Raw genomic sequence first — 2,868 nt, 5'->3', positions numbered from 1 at the left:
CCTCTTATACAAGCCGGCTTTGTTGATATCGCCGAGTTCTTCCCGTAAACGGGTTATAAACTTTTCATTCATAAAAATTGCAATATTTAAATTCGATGTACCAAAGTTATGGGCAATAAATGTATTACGATTATTCATCGCCCAAAGGAGTAACGACCGGATATGCAAAAAGTTTGACCCAGGTGTAACATTTAGCCGTCGCACTCCGTCATAGTACTATCATGATTATAAATGCCAAGAAGTGAAAAACTGAGCAATAGTCCTTTAAATAAGAGATGCTAAAAGAGTATATTAAGTAAAGGATTGATGATCAGTTTGAAAGGAACTGTTACTGCAACTGTGAGGATGATTTTAAAGACTTTAGAGTAGGGTGTGGGTAACAAGGCAATGATAGGTATTAAAGTATTTGTCGGAACTTAGCACTAAAATCCCGCACCACCGGAATGACGGAAAAGGAGTACAATAAATGCGTGGATCTGTATTCGGACAATTTATTCCGCTTTATCGTTAAAAACCTCGAGCATGCGGAAGATGCCAGAGACGTAGTACAGAATTCATTCGAGATATTGTGGAAGCACTGCCAGGATGTGCCTTTTGAAAAGGCTAAGTCATACCTGTTTACAGTTGGCTACCACAATATGATAGATCATGTGCGTAAGGTAAAGCGGATTACACTGGTAGAACAGTTCAAAGACGAAGAGAAAGTGTCGGACCATAAGATACATAATGCGAAAGAAGTGATAGAGAAAGCGCTCTCCAAACTCAGTGAGGTACAGCGCTCCCTGGTACTGCTAAAGGATTATGAAGGATATTCTTACGAAGAAATAGGAGAAATGATGAACCTGAACCCTTCCCAGGTCAAAGTTTACCTGCACCGGGCCAGAATACATCTGAAGAACTATCTGGTGAAGATGGAAAATGTTATATAATATTTTTATAATTGCTAAGGCATTAATAATAAATTAGATTTTTGTCAATAGAAATTAACATATCAAACTACGAGTCCTATCTCCTCAGCTACATCGACGGTGAGCTGAACGAGGCAGAACAAGCTGCACTGGAACTTTTCCTGCAAAAGCACCCTCAGTTTAAACAGGAACTGGAGTTGCTGGAAGGAATACGAGCCGTGCCGGATGAAACCATTGTGTTTGATAATAAAGCATCCTTGTACCGAACCTCATCAGTGGATACCATTGATTACGAGGAGTTAATGCTGAGTTATATTGATGGGGAACTCACCCCCGCAGAAGAACAAACCTTGCAGGTATACCTGGCACAACAGCCGGCTGCCCAAAAGGAACTGTCGATCCTGCAGGCCACAAAGTTAACAGCAGATGCCAACCTGGTATTTGGCGACAGGACATCTTTATATAGAAGTACGGAACGCCGGATATCTCCGGTGTATCGTCGTATTGGATGGGGAGCCGCCGCTGCCGCAGTAGTGGCCGGTCTTATCATCTGGCTGTTGCCGGCAAATCATTCCCAGCAACCACCAGCATATGCCGCCCATACACCTGCTGCCGTTACTACTCCTAAAGTAACAACAGCGCCTGCCCCGGCTACCGCTGTTCCGGAAGTAAATGCTGCCCCGGTTGTTATACCTGGTCCTGCAAGCCCCCGGAACGACGAGCCACTGCTGGCAAAAGCCAATAAAACGGTAACTGCTCATGAAAAGAAACCAGTAGTTGCTACTGCGGCAACGGCAAAAACAACCGACCTCGCCGCCGACAACACGGCATCAAAAGCAGAAGCGCCGGTGATGTCACAGCTGCCGCCTCAGCGTAACTCAGTGGATGAACTGGTAGAACAACACCTGCAACAGGCAGAAAATGCGCATATCGCCGCTACTACCGCAAAACCAGACGCCAGTAAAGAAACGGTGATGGCATCAACGGCCTCCGTTACCAATACAAATAAAATTGCTGCCTCCGCACAGCCAGGCATTCAGGGAGAACTGATCATGTCTGTAAGCGGGAGCGACAGCAAAATCCTCGATAAAGTAACCAACGTAGCTAAGTTTTTTTCCCGTAAACGGAATAAATAATAAATCATGGTCATAGCATATGAAACATAAAATTTTACTCATTTTGTTACTGGTATTATGTGGCGAGTGGGCTCATGCGCAAAAGGCAGATACAATAATGAATGCTCCCGCCACACCGGATACTATACAGATCAAAGGACTGATCATTATCAAAGGGAAAAACGACAAGGGCCGCAACAGCTATAAATTCTATAGCGATACAGCGTATGCCCGCCAGAAGCTGAAAAAGAATCTGCAGACTAAATGGTTCGTATTCGACCTGGGTTTCAATAATTACATTGACCGCAGCGACTATAACGGCGCGAGCTTCATCAGCTATTACCCAAATAGTACCCAATACTTTAATGGCGCAGCCGCCTCTCCGGTAGGAAAACAATATGATTACTCCGCCGCAGGCCTGGCAACTTTTGCTCCCAGAGAAGCGAGTGAGCCGTTAACACCCTCAGAGTTTAAGCTAATCACCGGAAAATCAATCAATTTCAATATATGGATATTTGAGCAGCGACTTAATTTAACAAAACACAAACTTAACTTGTTATATGCTTTAGGATTAGAGATGAATAACTATAGGTATGCCCGGAGCATTACATATTTACCGGGTTATCCTACACAAATAATCAGAGATTCCGTAGAGTTTTCAAAGAATAAGCTATTCGCCGAATACATTTCAGTCCCGGTAATGCTTAATTTTAATTCTAACCCCGCCCGCCCGAGTCGTGCATTTCAGGCGAGCATTGGTGTCTCTGGTGGTTATCTGCTCAAGTCCAGAACAAAACAGGTAAGTGAGGAAAGAGGAAAAGTGAGAAAAACTGATGACTTTAATC

General features: G+C 43.8%; 3 protein-coding genes. All 3 read left to right on the top strand.

The genetic code is table 11. The annotated features are described in order from the left end of the window. Window positions 1-443: 443 nt before the first annotated feature. Window positions 444-929, top strand: a complete 486-nt coding sequence (locus tag VIP81_RS01870) for an RNA polymerase sigma factor (RefSeq protein WP_331956780.1) — start codon at window positions 444-446, stop codon at window positions 927-929. Window positions 930-970: 41 nt separating this feature from the next. Then, entirely contained in the window at window positions 971-2,044 is a 1,074-nt protein-coding gene (locus VIP81_RS01865; RefSeq protein WP_331956779.1) for a hypothetical protein, read from the top strand. 19 nt (window positions 2,045-2,063) lie between these two features. Beyond that, window positions 2,064-2,868: hypothetical protein (locus tag VIP81_RS01860; protein WP_331956778.1), on the top strand; the 805-nt coding region annotated here is incomplete at its 3' end.

Source organism: Chitinophaga sp. (assembly GCF_036566945.1).
In the GTDB taxonomy this organism is placed as follows: domain Bacteria; phylum Bacteroidota; class Bacteroidia; order Chitinophagales; family Chitinophagaceae; genus Chitinophaga.
Note: the sequence above shows the minus strand (reverse complement) of the source record. Positions and strands in the feature narration are given on the sequence as shown.

What these genes read in the sequence shown, in the direction of transcription:
- VIP81_RS01870 (WP_331956780.1), top strand. Translation starts at nt 444, where the DNA reads ATGACGGAAAAGGAGTACAATAAATGCGTGGATCTGTATTCGGACAAT.